Genomic DNA, 17,042 nt, shown 5'->3' with positions numbered 1-17,042 from the left:
AGCGAAGCAGCCCAACAAATTGGGGGAGTTTATGAGCCGAAGAATGCTCTTGCTTGTCGATGATGATGTTGAGCTTGCGGGCGCGCTGCAGGAGCAGTTCGACCTGTATGATGAGTTTTCCACGCACCATTGCGATACCGCTCAAGCGGGGATCGCATACGCGCGTGCCAATGAAATCGATTTGGTCATCATGGATGTCGGGCTTCCAGATCTTGATGGTCGCGAGGCTGTGCGTCTGCTGCGCAAGAACGATTTCAAGGCTCCGGTCATCATGTTGACCGGCCACGACACGGACTCTGATACCATTCTTGGTTTGGAAGCAGGCGCCAATGATTACGTCACCAAGCCCTTTCGCTTTGCGGTGTTGCTGGCACGTATCCGTGCACAGCTCCGCCAATTCGAGCAGAGCGAGGACGCGGTATTCCAGGTTGGCCGCTTTACGTTCAAGCCTGCAGCCAAGCTCATGCAAACAGGCGACGGCAAAAAGGTCCGCCTAACGGAGAAAGAGACGTCAATTTTGAAGTTTCTGCACCGTGCAGGGGGTAAGCCCGTTCCGCGCGATACGTTGCTCTCTGAGGTCTGGGGCTACAACGCCGCCGTCACGACCCACACCCTAGAAACCCACATTTACCGTCTTCGGCAGAAAATCGAGTCAGATCCCGCTCGTGCTGATTTACTGGTGACCGAAGCGGGCGGCTACAAGCTGGTGTCCTAACGGGCGGTGATATGGTAGCGCCTTGTGCCAAGGAAGGCTCGGCGTCACCGAACTCTTGTCTAAGCCCGCCTTCCGCCCCAGCCAGCAATAACGCCCTAATCGTTCATGAGCCTTGAGAGTGACATCCGCGTCTTGCGGCAGGTACCGTTCCTGTCAGGCTTTGGCGACGAGCATTTGAGACTGCTTGCCTTTGGCGGGGAGAACCGGCGGTACCGCACGGGACAGGCCATCTTTCGTCAGGGTGAGTCAGCCGATGGCGGGATGGTTGTGTTGCACGGCCAAGTCAGGATCCCGGCAACGCGTGATGGATCCGACGATGAAAGCGGGGACGTCTACTCGACGGGGACCTTGTTCGGGCAGCGGGCGTTATTGGCCCGTAGCGTCCGTAGCCATTCGGCGATTGCGGACACCTCGGTCGAAGCTCTGCTTATCCGGCGGACGCTTTTCCGGCGCGTTCTGACCGAGTTTCCAGACTTGGCAGGCCAGCTTCATGCACAACTGTCTGCCGAGCTCAATGATCTGACCGAACGTGCAGCGCGATCAGTGCGCAAGATGGCCGACTGATCTTCAGCCGTAGTCGACGATGACGGGCGCGTGGTCGGATGCTTTCTCCCAACCGCGGGCCTGTTTGAAGACCTCAAAGCCGACGGAGTGAGATGACAAGCGCGGACAGGTCCACACATGGTCAAGCCGACGCCCCCTGTTGGACGTCTCCCAATCGCGCGCCCGGTAGCTCCACCAGCTGTAGAGCTTTTCATCCAGCGGCAGATGCTTGCGCATCGTGTCGCTGTAGCCCAACGCATCGCGCGTTTTCTCAAACAGCTCCGTCTCGACAGGTGTATGGCTGACCACTTTGAGCAATTGGCGGTGGCTCCATACATCGTGTTCGTAGGGCGCGATATTCAGATCACCCGCAACGATCGTGGGCAGGGCTGCATCAGGGACTAATCGATCCTGCATCTCGGCGACAAAGCGCAGTTTGTGATCAAACTTCGGGTTTGCTTTCGGATCCGGCTCGTCACCACCAGCGGGCACATAGACCGAATGAACCCGAACCTTTGTGTGCTGGCCAATGGGTTTTTCCAACGGGACCGTCGCCGCCACATGCCGCGCATCTCCAACGTTACAGAAGTCAATTTTTTCAATGTTCTGCAGTTCAAGTCGCGCAATTATCGCCGCGCCATGGTAGGCTTTTTGGCCATGCAGAGCATGGAATCCGTAACCGGCCGTGCGCAGTGCCTTGAGGGGAAATTGATCATCAAGGCATTTGGTCTCCTGCAGGCACAGGATGTCAGGTTTGTGCTGCTTGAGAAATCGGACGACCTGGTCGATCCGTAGGCGGACGGAATTGATATTCCAGGTGGCAAGTCGAAAGGATGTTTGGCTCATGTTGGAGCCTTAACCAGCGTCGCTTCGAGCCGCAAGCGCATCGGCACATTCCGGGTCGTCGCGAAAGGCGATGCGCGGGATGTAATGCGCCACTCGTCACCCGGGCCGCTGATGTCGTCCCGCCCTGGCGCTGAGCCTTAAATGCTACTGTCCGCGATTGATGTGGTCGATAAAGAACCAGTTCGGGTCTGTCGGCCTGCCATATTCAACCTCAAATAAGGCAACAGTGGTCTCCAGACCTTGGGGATCGGTCACGGTCCATTGCTGGATTGCAACCGGCTCATTGGTCATGGTGATTGCGATCTGACCGCGACCAATGGGCGTCTCGTCCTGCATCATCACAACCGTCTGATCTTCGCCCTGCTCAACGTTGAGGACGTTGCCATCGCCGACGAGATCAACGCGGTCTTCAAGAAGAAACCTCAAGGGGGTCTGGGAGATCGGATACAGATCATGGGTTCCAACCGATGCATCGCGAACCACAAGCCCGCGGCCATCGGATACGATCTCCAGCTTTGAGGGCGGCAGATAGCGGAACAGCAGACGCCCTGGCCGGTGCAGCACGAAGTATCCCTCGGTACGGCTGCCGTCCGGGCCTACCTGGATGAACCGCCCCTGCATCGTCTCCAGCGCATTGATGTGGTCGGAAAGCTTTGTGACGTCCGCCCAATCATCCTGGGTCAGCTGCGCCGGTACGGAATTGATCGCGTGCGCTGGGGTGAGTGTGCCAGGCGTATGGAGGACCATAAAGCCAGCAAAGCCAGCGGCACCAAGCAACGTTGCGGTGGCGAGGTTTCGGACCGTTTTGGAGATGGCGCGGGGCACAAGCGAGAATGGTAACACGGGGTCAATCCCTTGTCTGGGTGTCGCGGTTCGATGCCATGAAGCGAATCACTTCGACCCCTTTATGGCAAACCAAATCTTAAGCGACCCTGACTGTCACGTTCATCTCATCATGCACGATTGCTCTCGCTGTTCTGTGCGGCGTTGCAGGTTTCGCGGTGATCAGCGCGCCGTAAGGCGCGACTCAATCTCCGAACCCGGCATCATCGTCCCCCAAATCCATGAGAACTTCGCGCTTGCCGGCGTGGTTGGCGGGACCGATAAGCCCCTCCTTTTCCATGCGCTCGATGATCGACGCTGCTCGGTTGTAGCCGATCCCCAGTCGCCGCTGGACATAGCTGGTGGATGCTTTCTTATCGCGCATAACGATGGCGATCGCCTGCTCATACGGGTCATCGGATTTGGAAAGCCGCGCGATGCTTTTCGACGTCGGATCGCCTCCTTCATCGCCATCATCATCGTCGGCTTCTTCGGTGATGTCGTGCAGATACTCCGGTACGCCTTGGGCCTTGAGATGGTCGACAACGGCCTCGACCTCTTCGTCCGATACGAATGGACCGTGGACGCGTTGGATGCGTCCGCCACCGGCCATGAACAGCATGTCGCCCTGGCCGAGGAGCTGTTCGGCGCCCTGTTCACCGAGGATGGTGCGCGAGTCGATTTTCGAGGTCACCTGGAACGAGCAACGTGTCGGGAAGTTGGCCTTGATCGTGCCGGTGATGACATCGACCGACGGCCGCTGCGTGGCCATGATGATGTGGATTCCGGCCGCGCGCGCCATCTGCGCAAGGCGCTGAATGGCGCCCTCGATGTCCTTGCCAGCGACCATCATCAGGTCCGCCATCTCGTCGACGACGATAACCAGCATCGGCATCGATTCGTAAGACAGTTCTTCCCGCTCATAGACCGGCTCGCCGGTCCCTTGATCGAAGCCCGTCTGCACAGTCCGGCTGATGACCTCGCCTTTGCGTTCGGCTTCCCTGATGCGGCTGTTGAAGCCGTCAATGTTGCGCACGCCAAGCTTGGACATCTTGCGGTAGCGGTCTTCCATTTCGCGCACCGCCCATTTGAGCGCGACCACCGCCTTGTTCGGGTCGGTCACGACAGGGGTCAGCAGATGCGGAATGCCGTCATAGACGGACAGCTCCAGCATCTTGGGATCGATCAGGATCAGGCGGCACTCCTGCGGCGTCCAGCGGTAGAGGATCGACAGGATCATCGTGTTGATCGCAACCGACTTACCTGAACCCGTTGTACCGGCCACCAGCAGATGGGGCATACGCGCCAGGTCGGCGATAACCGGTTCGCCGCCGATGGTCTTGCCGAGCGTCAGGGGCAAGTTGCCTTTGGCTTTCTCGAAGTTCTGTGAGCCGAGTATCTCGGAAAGGTAGACCGTTTCGCGGCTGGAATTGGGAAGCTCGATGCCGATTGCATTGCGTCCGGGTATGACGGCAACGCGCGCCGAAATGGCGCTCATGGACCGTGCAATGTCATCCGCCAGGCCTATGACGCGGGCGCTTTTGATACCCGGTGCGGGTTCGAACTCGTAAAGCGTCACGACCGGGCCAGGGCACACGTTCACGATCTCCCCGGTTACCCGGAAGTCTTCAAGAACGCCTTCCAGAAGACCTGCGTTGCGCTCGAGGGCTTGCGGTGCAAGGGCATTGCCCTGACCGCGTGGTGCGTCGGACAAAAGGTGCAAGGGGGGCAGTTCAAACTCGCCCTCCCCCAGCAGCGATGGCTGCGCCTCGCGCGCGGCACGCTTGCCTTTCTTGGGTCGAACGATATCGGCCACTGGAACCGTTTGTCTTTGCGCGGCGGGGCCGCGGCTCGGGCGGTTAACACTTGCAGCTTGCGTGCGCGCTGCGGTCGCGACCGGAGCCTCGACATAGGCTGCTGGATTTTCGTGGACCAGCGGTAGCGCAGGGTTCTCCGCGAACTCTGGCGGCACGACGGCCTCGTGCGGCGGCGCGGGTTCAAATCTGTCCCAGTCCTCGGCGGTGGCATGATCCGCTGAATGGACGTATGCCGCCGGCTCGGGTGAGGGTTCGGGCTCCTGAACGGCTTCTGCGTGCGGTTCAACGATCGGTCGCGGCATGCGCGCAGGCGCCTGAGCGGGGGCATAGGCGACAGCCGCTGGCTGCGGACGCGGAGACGGCATTCGCGCTGGCCGACGTGGGTTTGGGTTGGGTCGATCGGTTGCAGTCGGGTCTGCCCAGCCCCCCTCGATTGGCCCGTCTTCATCGAAGGCATAAAGGAGAGGGTCGTCTGCCATCGTTCCAATATCGTGCCGCGCGACCTGGCTTTGCGAGGGTGCGACGTGCGGCTGGCGGGCCGGGGTCGACGGATGTGCACGGTCCGTTGGCGCCATCATTTGGACCGGTAGATCGGCGCGGGGCATAACCGCCTCGGGCTCACCTGCAGCGCGCAGATTTGCATTCAGTTCGGTCAGGTCGGGTTTAATCCGCGGGTATCGGCGGCCAGGCATCCATCGCTTAACCAGGGAGACACCGGCGTAGCCAATATGCGCCATATATCCCATGGCGATGCCGATGCGGGACCGGCTCCCTTCGTCATACTCATCAATGGCGAGCTCGTCTGGGCCAACGCCTTCGTATCGGTCGTCATCCCAGGCGCTGTCATCATGGTCGGTATCAAAGCTCTCACCGTTCGCACGGTGGATGCGTTTGGGCTTGATCTGCAGATCGGATGGACGGGCTGGCGCTTGTACGACCGGCCGATAGGTTGCACGGCTCAAAGCGATAAGCGCTATAGGCACTGCGACCGCAGCAACCAAAAGCTGCGGTAGATAAGGGATGGGTAAGAGAGCTTTCGGCAGCGCAATCAACACATCGCCGACTAAGCCGCCCAAACCGATCGGTAAGGGCCAGCCGCTCATCAGCGGCAAAGCGGCCAAGGCCGCGCAACCGGCGACAGTGAGAACTAAGGCGTGCAGGCCGCGATGGGACTTTCTGTCGAGTGCTCCTTCGCTGATTAAATGCCAGGCCCAAAGAGCGATGGGTACCAGGGCGAGCACGCCGCCAAGTCCAAGGATTTGCATGACAAGATCAGCGAAGATAGCGCCACCGGCGCCAAGCATATTGGTGACCGGTGCAGATGTGGCGTGGCTGAGACTGGGGTCATTGACCGACCAGGTGGCCAGCGCAGCAATGGCGAGGGCCGCAAAGGCCAACAGCCCCAAGCCGCCGAGCGTCCCGGTATGGCGACGCGCCAGGGTTCTCCATGAGCTGCTATCGAGAAGCGGTGTGTCGAAGGCGTCGGTACGCATAGCCTTGGTCCTCAGTCTGCCATCGCCTTGACAGGTGCGACGGTGTCAAAAAAGCGGCTGAGGCGATCCAACGCCTCAAGGGTTGTGGGCTCATCATCGACGAGTGCCAGGCGCAACCTATCGGCGGCTGTCGGTCCTTCATCGGTGGGATAGGCCATGAAAGAGCCCGGAATCGTGCGCAGCGCGTAGGTGCGCCAAAGGGTCTTGGCAGCGTCAATGTCAGAGACGCCTTCGGGTAATTTGAGCCAAAGAAAGAAGCCTGCGGGCGGTGTCGCTTCGCTGAGCCATTGGCCGAGCTTTGCATCAACCAGTGCCCATTTCTCCGTGTAGAGGGCACGGCTCTCCTTGACGTGGGCTTCATCTGCCCATGCGAGGTTGGAAGCGGCCTGAACCGGCAGAGGAACCTGCGGACCGCCCATGTTTCGAAGCTTCATGAAATCTGCAAGGAACGCCGGATCGCCGGCGACAAAACCAGATCGTAGTCCGGGTAGATTTGAGCGTTTTGACAACGAGTTGAACGCCACCACATGGCCAAAGCCACCGGTCGTTTGCGCTGCCGCTTCGAGGGCTCCCGGTGGTGGGCTGAAGCGATAAATCTCGGAGTAGCACTCGTCGGCAAACAGCATAAAGTCATGCTCTCGAGCGCGCTCGATCCATGCCTGCCAGTCCTCTACGCTTAGGACTGCCCCCTGGGGATTGGTGGGAGAGGCGATGTAAGCAGCGACCGTGCGTGACCATACCGATATATCAAGCGATGCACCCGTCAGGTCGTGCTCATCAAGCAGCACGACCTCGCAATCGGCCGCGAGCGCTCCGGCCACATAAGCCTGGTAGAATGGGTTTTGCATGACGATGACTGGTCGTTCGCCAACACGCCGCCCGCCATCCTTCCGCTTGTCCGATCGATCGCGGGCGCAGCGCGCGGCGAGGACGAGGCCTTCACGGGAGCCATTGAGGGGAAGGATCGCGTAGCCATGCTCCATCGACTTGGGATCAAGGCCATATCGGCGATTGATCCAATGCCCGATCGCCCCGCGGTGGGCATCGGTGCCGGTGATTGCAGGATACTGGCCAAATCCTGACATGCTGGAGACGACAGCGTCGGTCAGACCGAGGGGGGGCGCGTGGCGCGGAGCGCCAACCGTCATCGTAATCGGGGGGAGCCCTTGCGCCGGCTCGATATCCGATAGCAACGCTTCGAGCCGCCGGAAGGGCGAGCCTGTTTCATAGACAAAACGGACCAGATCGGGATGAGAGATCGTCGTCATGGCCGCCCGTCACACTGGCCGGTTACGCAATACATGGTGACCAGTGTGTGCCAGAGGTTGGTTAAGCCGCCCTAAACAGAAGAACCCGGTCGTCTCCGCTTGAGCGAAAAAAGGGCCCGAAGCGGGAAACTTCGGGCCCAGAGATGCGGTCCACGGACCGCTCGGGAGAAAGCACTTCAGGTTTCAGGCAACCCGGTAGCGGCGAACACAAAATGAAGCTGGGGAGAGTTGTTGTTTTGTGTTGGCGGCGATCAGATAGCGAAAGGTTGAGGGCTGGCCGGCGGCCAGCCCTCGTTTTTGTGCTGGAGATCAGGCTTTGCCTGCTCCGAACTCTGGGTAAGCTTCGACACCGATTTCGGCTTTGTCGAGACCGACCATTTCTTCCTCTTCGGATACCCGGATACCCATGGTCGCCTTGAGGATGAACCAGACGATGCCTGACGCCACGATAACAAAGGCAGCAACGATCAGGATCGAGAACAGCTGACCAGTGAACGTTGCGTCCGAGTTGGTCAGAAGGACCGCCATCGTACCCCAGATACCTGCGAACAGGTGGACGGGGATGGCGCCGACAACGTCGTCGATCTTCATCTTGTCGAGCATCGGGACAGTCAACACGACGATAACGCCGCCTACAGCACCGATAAGCGTTGCCGAACCAAGACCAGGCGTTAGCGGTTCGGCGGTGATCGACACAAGGCCGGCCAAAGCGCCGTTCAGAACCATCGTCAGATCGACCTTCTTGTAGAGGATCTGCGTCAGGATCAGGGCTGCGATAGCGCCACCCGCAGCAGCGGTGTTGGTGTTGGAGAAGATGCGCGACACATCGGCAGCGTCACCGACCGAACCCAGCGCAAGCTGCGAGCCGCCGTTGAAGCCGAACCAACCCAGCCACAGGATGAACGTACCAAGCGTGGCAAGCGGCATGGATGACCCCGGCATTGGGTGGATTTCGCCACCAGCGCCGTATTTTCCGGTGCGCGCTCCAAGGATGATGGCACCGGTGAGAGCGGCCCAGCCGCCGACCGAGTGCACGACCGTGGAGCCTGCGAAGTCGAGAAAGCCAAGCTGGCTGTCGAGGAAGCCGCCGCCCCATTTCCAGGACGCCTGGATCGGGTAGATCAGCGCGGTCAGGATGAGAACGAAGATCAGAAACGGCCACAGCTTGATGCGCTCTGCCAAGGTGCCCGAAACGATCGATGCGGTGGTCGCACAGAACATCAACTGGAAGAAGAAGTCTGAACCGGTGGATGCGTAGCCAATATCGTCGGCTGCATCTGCCGACACGCCAACGGCCTCGAGGACCGCGACGCCGAACGCGCCAAGATAGCCGCCGGTGTCATCGGTCCCGATCGACCAACTGCCGAGCGGGTACATGAGGTTGTAACCGACCAGGTAGTAGGCGACGGCCGCGATCGAAAACAGGCCGATATTCTTGGTGCACTGCATGGATACGTTCTTTGAACGCACCAGGCCTGCTTCAAGCATCGAGAAGCCGGCAGCCATCCACATCACCAGGAAGCCACCAATCAAAAAGAGCGTCGTGTTGAAGACGAAGACCGAATATTCCGGGACCTCGGACGAGGCGACGGCTTCGGCTGCGTCCTGAGCCAGTGCTGGCGCACTGAGAGCTAGGAGGCCGGCGGAAGCGGCCAGCCCGAGCTTGAGAATACGCTTGGACATGAAGAACCCTTTCATGAGGGAAAAGCGGGGTTAGAGTGCAGCGGCGTCAGATTCGCCGGTGCGGATGCGAATGGCTTGATCGAGATTGTAGACAAAGATCTTGCCGTCGCCGATCTGGCCAGTCTTGGCCGCGGAAGCGATCGCCTCGACCACCTTGTCGATCAGGTCAGCAGGAACTGCCACTTCGATCTTGAGTTTCGGAAGGAAGGAGACGGCATATTCAGTCCCCCGATAGATTTCCGTGTGGCCTTTCTGCCGGCCATAGCCCTTTACCTCGGTAACCGTGAGCCCTTGCACACCGATGGCGGTGAGAGCGTCGCGGACCTCGTCGAGCTTGAACGGCTTGATGATGGCCATGACGATTTTCATACGCGTGTCGTCCTATTGTTAATCGTTGTTTGTGTGAAAGCGATCCGGATTCGGCTCCGCTTCCGTCGCGTTTGCCCGGCTCCGCCACTGGATTAGGCGAGGCCAATAGCGCTGCGAACCGGCCTTCTGGCAGGCTTGCCGCACAAGCGCCACAATCCTTGCGAGTTTCGTGCCAGATTCCGCAATATCGTATAAGTTATTGATATAGAATATAAATGTTGCGTTTTGCCGGCTACAAAACCGCTGGAACGGAGCAAAAACCTAACGGGAATTTACTTATGCCTATTAATTAGGCAATTTCGATTGGGCTAGTTTGCCCAATTTTTAATCAGCTCTGGGAGCGGCGCGAATGACACCTTCCTGGGCACTTGAGGCGATGAGTTTGCCGGTCCGGTTGTAGAAGCTCCCGCGCGCAAATCCCCGCCCTTTGGTAGCGATCGGGCTGTCTTGACGGTAAAAAAACCAATCGTCGGTGATAGTTGCCCGATGCATCCAGAAACTGTGGTCAAGGCTTGCGGCGGCATAGGCGTCGGAGAAGATCGTTTGCCCGGTTGGCGCCAAGGCCGTGTCGAGCAATGTCATGTCTGACAAATAGGCAAGCAGGGCCGCAGCCAGTTCCGGCCGATTGTCCGGTAGGGGCGCCGACGACCGCATCCAAAACGCTTGGTGCGGCGGTTGTAGCCGTCCAAGCTGATACCGGGTGGCGTCGATGGGAATGATGGTCACAGGGGACGGCGCGTCCCCATTTGCGCCGCGCCAGTAACGCTGGATTGGAAGCGGCGCGAAATCGAGGAAGTCCGGCTCAGATCCATCTGGTTGAGGCGGCATCGGCATGGGGCCCAGATCATCGTGCTCGACCACCGCATCGGCATCGGCGTGGAACGACACGGTCGCTCTCGCAATTGCTTTATCGCCCTGCGTGGCAAACACATCGGCAGCGGTGAAGGCTCGGCCATCGCGAAGGACTTCAATCTGGTAGAGTACGGTCTCCCTGGGGTCGCCCGGTCGCAAAAAGATCAGGTGTAGCGCATGCGGCAGACGATCAGGAGCAATCTGTCCGACATGTTTGCACGCCGCCATCAAAGCCTGGCCGATCACTTGTCCGCCATAAAGGCGCCGCCAAGGCGTTTGGGGAGATGATCCTTCAAAGCAGCCGTTACCCACCAACTTGACGTCGAGCATGTCAAGAACCCGGGAGAGTGCGCGTCCCGCGCTGTCCGGTTTGGTCGGCTTGCTCATGGATGTTCGGGTGTCAGGGTGTGCTGAGACAGCATGCCAACTGGTGTTTTGCGTGATCGTCGGCCATGGTGACCATGGACATGTTTTAAAAGCAATTGCAGGACGAAGCGCGATGGCGCGAAAACCAAAATCGAAGCGGCCTGATACGGTCGATGTGTTGATCGCAGGTGGCGGCTATGTCGGTCTGACACTGGCCCTCGCGATCAAGGCCAGTGCTCATGATCTCACTGTGATGGTGGTGGACTTGCGTCCGCCTCAGCAGGCCGACAAGGACGGCCGCGCATCGGCAATCGCCAGCGCCGCTCGCAGCATGTTCACGACGCTGGGCGCATGGGAGGCCATGGCTGCCGACGCTCAGCCGATCACGGAAATGGTGATCACCGATTCAGAAACGCGCGATCCCATACGGCCCGTTTTTCTGACCTTTGACGGGGAAACGAGCGAAGGCGAACCGTTTGCGCACATGGTGCCTAACGGCGCCATGACCGCCTCATTGCGCAAGCGCGCGGCCGAGGAGGGGGTGATCCTCGAAGCGCCGCAAACGGTTGAGGACTTCACCACGCGCACCGGCCATGTCGATGTGAAATTGGGAGACGGCGCGTCGATCAAGACCCGGCTTCTGGTCGCCTGCGACGGAATTCGCTCCCGGCTGCGCGATTTGGCGGGGATCGATACGGTCGGCTGGATGTATGGCCAGTCGGGGATTGTCTGCACCGTCAAACATGAACACGATCATCATGGCGTGGCTTATGAGCATTTTCTGCCGGCCGGGCCGTTTGCGACGTTGCCCTTGCCCGGCAACCGCTCGTCAATCGTTTGGACGGAAAAGACTGCCGTTGCGGACGCGTTGGTCCAAGGCGACGAGTTCACTTTCATGATCGAACTGGAACGTCGGTTCGGCCCCGTCTTCGGAGACCTGTCCCTCGACAGCCGGCGCGTTGCCTATCCCCTTGGCCTCAAACTGGTCCGTTCGTTTATCGCACCGCGTCTGGCGCTGGCGGGCGACGCTGCCCATGGCATTCACCCCATTGCGGGCCAGGGACTGAACCTGGGGCTTAAAGATGTTGCAGCGCTGGCGGAAGCTGTCGTTGACGCCGCCCGCCTCGGTCTCGATATCGGCAGCGTCGATGTCCTTGAGCGTTACCAGCGCTGGCGGCGCTTCGACACCACACAGATGGGCGTCGTGACCGATGTGCTCAACCGTCTGTTCTCGAACGATATGGTACCGGTGCGCGCGCTGCGTTCGTTTGGCTTAAGCGTCGTCGACCGCATCGATCCGCTTAAGCGGTACTTCATCAACGAAGCAGCCGGGATGTCGTCGGGCAGACCGCGGCTGATGAGCGGCGAAGCATTGTAGGGGTCGCGTGCCCTCTTCAGGTGAGGGGTTTGAACTACCGGGCGACCGGCCAACCCTCAAAACCAAAGCGCTCATAGGTGGCACGTGCTCCGGCGTGTCCGGGGTCACCTCCCGTTTCCACCATCAGTATCGACGCGCCCATGGCACGCATTGCGGCGCTTGCTTCATCCATGAGCATGGTCGCAAGTCCGGTGCGTTGGTGGTCTGGATCAACGGCGACGATAGTAATCTCGCCCATGCTGTCATCAGGGTGGAAGACTGCACCCACAAAGCCGACCACTCGGTCGTTATCGATGGCGACGAAAATCTGGTTGTTCGCGCCTCCAAGGAAGTCGCGAACGTCCTGTGTCTGTCGCTCCTGCCAACCTTCCGGGTAAAAGGCGTCGTAGACGTACGGAAGCACATTGGGCCGCATTGTCTCGAAGACAGGAGCCAATGTGCGTAACGCCACAGCGATGACTTGATCTGTTTGTCTTGGGTCGAAAGCGCTGATCGTAGGCGGCATAGCGTTGCGTGCCTATTTCTTGCCGGCCTTCATCTTCGCAATCTCAGCGTCGTCCAGCTCCCGCGCTTCTTCGATCAGCATGATAGGGATCGAGTCGCGGATCGGATAAGCCACCTTGGCGGCGTAGGAGATTAACTCCTGCTTGTCATGGTCGTAGTGCAGAACCGATTTCGTCACAGGACAGACAAGCATGTCCAGAAGCTTGCGGTCGACGGTCGAGCGTTGGGGGTTGTCGGGGGCGGTTTGGGCCATGGCGTACGGTCAGAGAGTGGCGTTATTGCAAGGTCGTGCGGTCATCCTGGCTTTCGCGGGCAAGCGATAGCTCGGTTATGGCAATCAGGGTATCGGCACGCGCCTGGAGGTTTTCCGCTTCAAGCAAAGCTTGTTTTTCGGGCGGGCCGTAGGGGCTCATCATGCACAGCGCATTGACGAGGGATTCGTTGCTGGCCCGCTCGACGCCTGACCAGTCAGCTTCCAGATCGTTGGCTTCAAGGTAAGCCTTGAAGGTGGATAGCAGCGTATCGCGATCCACCATTTTCTCGCCCTCACCATGTTTGAAATCGCATTGAAAACGATCCGTGCCGATGCGGCACAACCGGAATGGCGTGATGGCGGTTTCCTCTTCGACAATCTCAAACCGGCAAACGCCGGTAAGCGTCAAAAGAAAGCGGCCGTCGTCTGTCTCCTGAAAAGCAGAAATGCGTCCCAAGCAGCCGACTTCGCACAAGGGCGGTGTATCGGGGTCTATGCCCATCACGGGGGAACCATCACGCTGAAACTTCGGTTGCACCATGCCGATGAGCCGTTCGTGGCCAAGCGCGTAATCCACCATCGCCAGATAGCGCGGCTCGAAGATGTTCAGGGGCATCTGTCCGCGCGGTAGAAGCAGCGCCGAGGACAGCGGAAAAACCGGCACGATTGAGGGGATCGTCACCGTTTTTCCACCATGGGAGGGTGTCCGGTCCGACAGGCTGTCGTGGCTCATACTCACCCCATCTTATGCCTGAGCAGGTGCTCGTAAGTGGCCCCGCCAGAGCGCAGTGCACGGGTCGCCGGTTTAGGCAAATAGAACCCTGGATAGTTGCCTCCGGCCAAAAATGCTGGCCGGATCGGTAGGTCCCCAGGCTTCAAACAGACTCAGCAGCTCTTTGCGCGCCGCGTCGTCCTGCCATGACCTATCGCGCTTGACGATCTCGACAAGGGTGAGAACCGCCTGCTCCCTCTCGTTCATGGCGTTATGGATCAACGCCAGATCAAATCGGGCCTGATGATCGTCTGGATTTGCTTCAAGCCGCGCTTGGAGCTCTGCCGGGTTTCCAAGAGAGGCGGCTTTCTCGGCAAGCTCCACTGCGGTAAGCGCACTGGCGATGGCTGGATCAGCCTTCATCTCGTCGGTGAGGCTGTCCAGCGCTTGGCGCGCAACATCGATTTGCCCTGCCGCGATATAGACTTTGACCATCCCGGCAACAGCCGCTGTGTTATCGGGCTCGGACTGCAAGACCGTGGCGAAGGCGCCGGCCGCTGCCTGCATGTCGCCTGCGTCCAAGGCGGCTTGGGCCGCTTCCAGCACCTGTTCGGCATGCGAGGGGCCTTGCGGTCCGATCAGTTTGTCGACGAAAGCCTGGACCTGAGATTCGGATTGGGCCCCCATGAAGCCGTCTGCCGGGCGGCCATCAACGAATGCGAAAACCGCTGGGATCGACTGGACGCCCAGCTGGCCAGCGACCTGGGGATGCTCATCGATGTTCATCTTGGCGAGACGGACTTTTCCGCCAGCCTTCGCCGTCACTGCCTCAAGCGTCGGGGTCAGCTGCCGGCAAGGGCCGCACCACGGTGCCCAGAAGTCGACAATCACTGGACGTGTCTTGGACTCCTCGATGACCGCAGTCATGAAATCGGCGGTCGTCACATCGACAACATCGCCACTTCCGTCTTCCGGCGCTGGGGATGCGCTGGCTGGCTGGCTGGTTCCGATCAACATGGGCATGTCCTCATCAGGCTATCAAGTTTGGCTCGTCTAGCGTCGCGAGCCCTCAAATTGGGTTGTCCGTTAGCGTCTTACAAGCGGGCCGGTGAAGGGGCTTTTACATCAATTCGTCGGCGCGTAGAGCTTCGAGGTTGATCACCTCAACCCGATGACCAGTCCGTTCAACGAAGGCAAGCAGGTCATCGCGCCCGATGGAGGTTGTCGCGGTGTTGACCAGAGGATGAGCATTGATGATTGCGGCCTCTTGCAGGTTAGCATCCAGCACGAAGCGGACCGCGCCTTCGGTGTCGTTGATGACCGCAAAGGCGGTGACAGAGCCGGGCGTCACGCCCAGTTTTTCCTGCATCAAGTCGGCATTGCCGAACGACAGTCGGCCGCAACCAAGCTTTTTGTGCAGGCTTTTGAGATCAACACTGGTCTGGTGGGCGGCGGTAACCAGGATCAGGGCTCCCTTCTTGTCCTTCAGAAACAGGTTCTTGGTGTGGGCGCCCTCAATGTCGCGGTGTACCGCCTGCGATTGTTCGACGGTGAACAACGGTTCGTGCTCGGTGGTTTTTGTTTCAAAACCCCAGCTGTCCAGCCGTTCGAGGAGGGTTTCGCGTGTGTGATGGTCGGTCATGCAGATCAGGCGATCGTAAAAACTTCAATGGAGTGACCATGCGCGGTCCTGTTTGGTGGAGGGGCAGAGCACACGGCAACGCGTGCGGCAAGAGGCTGGCGGTAAGAGGCTGGCGGTAAGAGGCTGGCGGCAAGAGGCACGGGGTACGCTGCAGGCTGTGTGAAGCCAGACTTTAATAGATCGCTATTTATCGAGTTTGACGTTGCTGCGCCAAAGCGACTTCGGGCGCTGCCCGCCACTTATCTCACTGGTTATGCGAAGTCGGTATGGGCCGATCGAAACCGCTTCTCTAGCCATTGCAATGCAGGGAGACTTTTGGCATATACGCGGCTCGCGAATGGCAGCTTGGCCACAGGGCCATACCCCTTGCCGTTCGATGAGCGGGTGTAGCTCAGGGGTAGAGCACAACCTTGCCAAGGTTGGGGTCGTGGGTTCAAATCCCATCGCCCGCTCCATTTTCCGAAGACTTTACGGACCGCACGGCTACTAAGCCGATGGTGCCACTTGCCGTATGAAGTGGACCATGGGCTGGGCCTTGTTCGGACCGCATCTGTGCTGAACTTCCGATTTCTTACGGATGGATCGTCATGCAATTCGTAGACGTGGCACCTTGCGCCGAGCTAGGCGCCGCACCGTGCGCCAAGCACAGTTCTGAAGCCGATACAAAAAAGAAAGTACCCAATTTGTTATGCGTGCGAAACAAGTGTGCAAAGGCCCATATAGGGCGCGAGATCACCAACCTGTTGTTTGCCATCTGGCTTCGGCACGCCACCGCGTGCCCCGCAGTCCATAAGCTGATAAAAAATCCAATGTCATCGATGGTGCGGCGAGATCGGGGTTGACCGTCTTCGCCCTAAGAGTTGAGGCAAACCGGAATAAACATCATGAAGCAAGATCCCATCGATGGCGTCCTGGCAGCTGGAGCCGAACTCAAACAGCTCCAAACGGGCTTCACCTTTACCGAAGGTCCGATTTGGCACCCCGAAGAGCACTGGCTTGTCTTCTCCGATATCGCCGAGAGTATCCAGTATAAATGGTCGGAAAAACAAGGCCTAAGGACGTTCCGTCATCCATCCAATCAGGCTAATGGCAACTGCTTTGACCGAGAGGGCCGCATCATCAGCTGCGAACATGCGTCGTCGCACCTCGTGATCCACGATCATGGCGGCAAACGGGTGACCGTGCTTGCAGCGGACTATGAGGGCAAGGAACTCAATTCACCCAATGATGTCATCTGCGACAGTCAGGGAAGGATATGGTTCACCGACCCCAGCTTTGGCCGCATTCGCGAGGATTTGGGTCTCCTGCGCGACCAGGAACTGCCGTTTCAAGGCGTTTTCCGGCTCGATCCGGACGGTACGTTGGCGTTGGTTTGCGATGATTTCCAGCAGCCGAACGGTCTGTGCCTGTCGGGCGATGAAACCCGCCTGTTCGTCAACGACAGTTGGGGTCCGACGATCCGGGTTTTCGACGTCGCTGCCGATGGCAGTCTTACCGGCGGCGCGGTCTGGGCGACGATCGGCGGTGAGGGCGAAGGCGTGCCAGACGGCATGAAGACCGACCTTGAAGACCGTATCTTCTGCAATGGACCCGGTGGTGTCCACGTCCTGTCTGCCGAAGGAGCGCTCCTGGGTCGAATCGCGACGCCCGAAAAATCCACCAACTTCTGTTTTGGTGGCTCACAGGGACGCACATTATTCATCACGGCATGCACATCGGTCTACGCTATCGAGACATTGACGTCGGCTAAGCCAATGATTCCAGGTCGGTAATTCAACA

General features: G+C 59.2%; 16 protein-coding genes and 1 tRNA gene. 5 read left to right on the top strand and 12 right to left on the bottom strand.

Annotated elements, in window-relative coordinates; genetic code table 11:
• Positions 1-31 precede the first annotated feature (31 nt).
• Both AAF739_11555 and AAF739_11550 read left to right on the top strand, forming a co-directional pair.
• Positions 32-715, top strand: a complete 684-nt coding sequence (locus tag AAF739_11555; GenBank protein ID MEM6383301.1) for a response regulator transcription factor — start codon at positions 32-34, stop codon at positions 713-715.
• Between the two features lie 105 nt (positions 716-820).
• Positions 821-1,279, top strand: coding sequence for a cyclic nucleotide-binding domain-containing protein (locus AAF739_11550; protein ID MEM6383300.1), 459 nt, complete (start codon positions 821-823; stop codon positions 1,277-1,279).
• A 3-nt stretch (positions 1,280-1,282) separates the two neighbouring features.
• On the opposite strand, the gene AAF739_11545 is transcribed toward AAF739_11550, so the two are convergent.
• From AAF739_11545 to AAF739_11515, 7 genes are all read right to left on the bottom strand, one after another.
• The gene (locus AAF739_11545; GenBank protein MEM6383299.1) at positions 1,283-2,104 is read right to left on the bottom strand and encodes an exodeoxyribonuclease III; all 822 of its coding nucleotides are present in this window, start codon (positions 2,102-2,104) and stop codon (positions 1,283-1,285) included.
• Between the two features lie 144 nt (positions 2,105-2,248).
• Positions 2,249-2,947 carry an outer membrane lipoprotein carrier protein LolA gene (locus AAF739_11540; protein MEM6383298.1) on the bottom strand — a complete coding sequence of 233 codons (699 nt, stop codon included), beginning with the start codon at positions 2,945-2,947 and terminating at the stop codon, positions 2,249-2,251.
• A 184-nt stretch (positions 2,948-3,131) separates the two neighbouring features.
• On the bottom strand, positions 3,132-6,236 hold the full coding sequence (locus AAF739_11535; GenBank protein MEM6383297.1) for a DNA translocase FtsK 4TM domain-containing protein: 3,105 nt from the start codon (positions 6,234-6,236) through the stop codon (positions 3,132-3,134).
• Positions 6,237-6,247: 11 nt separating this feature from the next.
• Positions 6,248-7,504, bottom strand: coding sequence for an aminotransferase class I/II-fold pyridoxal phosphate-dependent enzyme (locus tag AAF739_11530; GenBank protein ID MEM6383296.1), 1,257 nt, complete (start codon positions 7,502-7,504; stop codon positions 6,248-6,250).
• Positions 7,505-7,813: 309 nt separating this feature from the next.
• Positions 7,814-9,187, bottom strand: a complete 1,374-nt coding sequence (locus tag AAF739_11525; protein MEM6383295.1) for an ammonium transporter — start codon at positions 9,185-9,187, stop codon at positions 7,814-7,816.
• A gap of 30 nt (positions 9,188-9,217) precedes the next feature.
• Complete coding sequence (locus AAF739_11520; protein MEM6383294.1) at positions 9,218-9,556, bottom strand: P-II family nitrogen regulator; 339 nt, start codon at positions 9,554-9,556, stop codon at positions 9,218-9,220.
• A gap of 324 nt (positions 9,557-9,880) precedes the next feature.
• Entirely contained in the window at positions 9,881-10,795 is a 915-nt protein-coding gene (locus AAF739_11515; GenBank protein ID MEM6383293.1) for an acyl-CoA thioesterase domain-containing protein, read from the bottom strand.
• A 112-nt stretch (positions 10,796-10,907) separates the two neighbouring features.
• Here AAF739_11515 and AAF739_11510 point away from each other — a divergent pair, with 112 nt between their 5' ends.
• On the top strand, positions 10,908-12,152 hold the full coding sequence (locus tag AAF739_11510; GenBank protein MEM6383292.1) for a ubiquinone biosynthesis hydroxylase: 1,245 nt from the start codon (positions 10,908-10,910) through the stop codon (positions 12,150-12,152).
• Between the two features lie 34 nt (positions 12,153-12,186).
• On the opposite strand, the gene AAF739_11505 is transcribed toward AAF739_11510, so the two are convergent.
• The 5 genes from AAF739_11505 to AAF739_11485 form a co-directional block, all read right to left on the bottom strand.
• The gene (locus AAF739_11505) at positions 12,187-12,657 is read right to left on the bottom strand and encodes a GNAT family N-acetyltransferase (GenBank protein ID MEM6383291.1); all 471 of its coding nucleotides are present in this window, start codon (positions 12,655-12,657) and stop codon (positions 12,187-12,189) included.
• 12 nt (positions 12,658-12,669) lie between these two features.
• Complete coding sequence (locus tag AAF739_11500; protein MEM6383290.1) at positions 12,670-12,909, bottom strand: Trm112 family protein; 240 nt, start codon at positions 12,907-12,909, stop codon at positions 12,670-12,672.
• A gap of 22 nt (positions 12,910-12,931) precedes the next feature.
• Positions 12,932-13,642: an LON peptidase substrate-binding domain-containing protein gene (locus AAF739_11495; GenBank protein MEM6383289.1), complete on the bottom strand. Its 711-nt coding sequence runs from the start codon at positions 13,640-13,642 to the stop codon at positions 12,932-12,934.
• Positions 13,643-13,714: 72 nt separating this feature from the next.
• Positions 13,715-14,638 carry a co-chaperone YbbN gene (locus tag AAF739_11490; GenBank protein ID MEM6383288.1) on the bottom strand — a complete coding sequence of 308 codons (924 nt, stop codon included), beginning with the start codon at positions 14,636-14,638 and terminating at the stop codon, positions 13,715-13,717.
• A gap of 103 nt (positions 14,639-14,741) precedes the next feature.
• Positions 14,742-15,263, bottom strand: a complete 522-nt coding sequence (locus AAF739_11485) for a prolyl-tRNA synthetase associated domain-containing protein (protein MEM6383287.1) — start codon at positions 15,261-15,263, stop codon at positions 14,742-14,744.
• Between the two features lie 380 nt (positions 15,264-15,643).
• Between AAF739_11485 and AAF739_11480 the strand changes: the two genes are divergently transcribed.
• Together AAF739_11480 and AAF739_11475 are read left to right on the top strand one after the other, a co-directional pair.
• Positions 15,644-15,718, top strand: a tRNA-Gly gene (locus AAF739_11480).
• A 429-nt stretch (positions 15,719-16,147) separates the two neighbouring features.
• The gene (locus tag AAF739_11475) at positions 16,148-17,035 is read left to right on the top strand and encodes an SMP-30/gluconolactonase/LRE family protein (protein MEM6383286.1); all 888 of its coding nucleotides are present in this window, start codon (positions 16,148-16,150) and stop codon (positions 17,033-17,035) included.
• Positions 17,036-17,042 lie beyond the last annotated feature (7 nt).

The sequence above is a fragment of the Pseudomonadota bacterium genome, from assembly GCA_039024915.1.
GTDB lineage: Bacteria > Pseudomonadota > Alphaproteobacteria > Rhizobiales > MH13 > MH13.
The sequence above is the reverse complement of the archived record's forward strand: the minus strand, read 5'-3'. Positions and strand labels throughout refer to the sequence as shown.

Excerpts from the sequence above, each read along its gene's own strand:
- AAF739_11555 (MEM6383301.1), top strand. The coding sequence starts at position 32 with ATGAGCCGAAGAATGCTCTTGCTTGTCGATGATGATGTTGAGCTTGCG.
- AAF739_11550 (MEM6383300.1), top strand. The coding sequence starts at position 821 with ATGAGCCTTGAGAGTGACATCCGCGTCTTGCGGCAGGTACCGTTCCTG.
- AAF739_11545 (MEM6383299.1), bottom strand. The coding sequence starts at position 2,104 with ATGAGCCAAACATCCTTTCGACTTGCCACCTGGAATATCAATTCCGTC.
- AAF739_11535 (MEM6383297.1), bottom strand. The coding sequence starts at position 6,236 with ATGCGTACCGACGCCTTCGACACACCGCTTCTCGATAGCAGCTCATGG.
- AAF739_11530 (MEM6383296.1), bottom strand. The coding sequence starts at position 7,504 with ATGACGACGATCTCTCATCCCGATCTGGTCCGTTTTGTCTATGAAACA.
- AAF739_11525 (MEM6383295.1), bottom strand. The coding sequence starts at position 9,187 with ATGTCCAAGCGTATTCTCAAGCTCGGGCTGGCCGCTTCCGCCGGCCTC.
- AAF739_11520 (MEM6383294.1), bottom strand. The coding sequence starts at position 9,556 with ATGAAAATCGTCATGGCCATCATCAAGCCGTTCAAGCTCGACGAGGTC.
- AAF739_11515 (MEM6383293.1), bottom strand. The coding sequence starts at position 10,795 with ATGAGCAAGCCGACCAAACCGGACAGCGCGGGACGCGCACTCTCCCGG.
- AAF739_11510 (MEM6383292.1), top strand. The coding sequence starts at position 10,908 with ATGGCGCGAAAACCAAAATCGAAGCGGCCTGATACGGTCGATGTGTTG.
- AAF739_11505 (MEM6383291.1), bottom strand. The coding sequence starts at position 12,657 with ATGCCGCCTACGATCAGCGCTTTCGACCCAAGACAAACAGATCAAGTC.
- AAF739_11500 (MEM6383290.1), bottom strand. The coding sequence starts at position 12,909 with ATGGCCCAAACCGCCCCCGACAACCCCCAACGCTCGACCGTCGACCGC.
- AAF739_11495 (MEM6383289.1), bottom strand. The coding sequence starts at position 13,642 with ATGAGCCACGACAGCCTGTCGGACCGGACACCCTCCCATGGTGGAAAA.
- AAF739_11490 (MEM6383288.1), bottom strand. The coding sequence starts at position 14,638 with ATGTTGATCGGAACCAGCCAGCCAGCCAGCGCATCCCCAGCGCCGGAA.
- AAF739_11485 (MEM6383287.1), bottom strand. The coding sequence starts at position 15,263 with ATGACCGACCATCACACACGCGAAACCCTCCTCGAACGGCTGGACAGC.
- AAF739_11475 (MEM6383286.1), top strand. The coding sequence starts at position 16,148 with ATGAAGCAAGATCCCATCGATGGCGTCCTGGCAGCTGGAGCCGAACTC.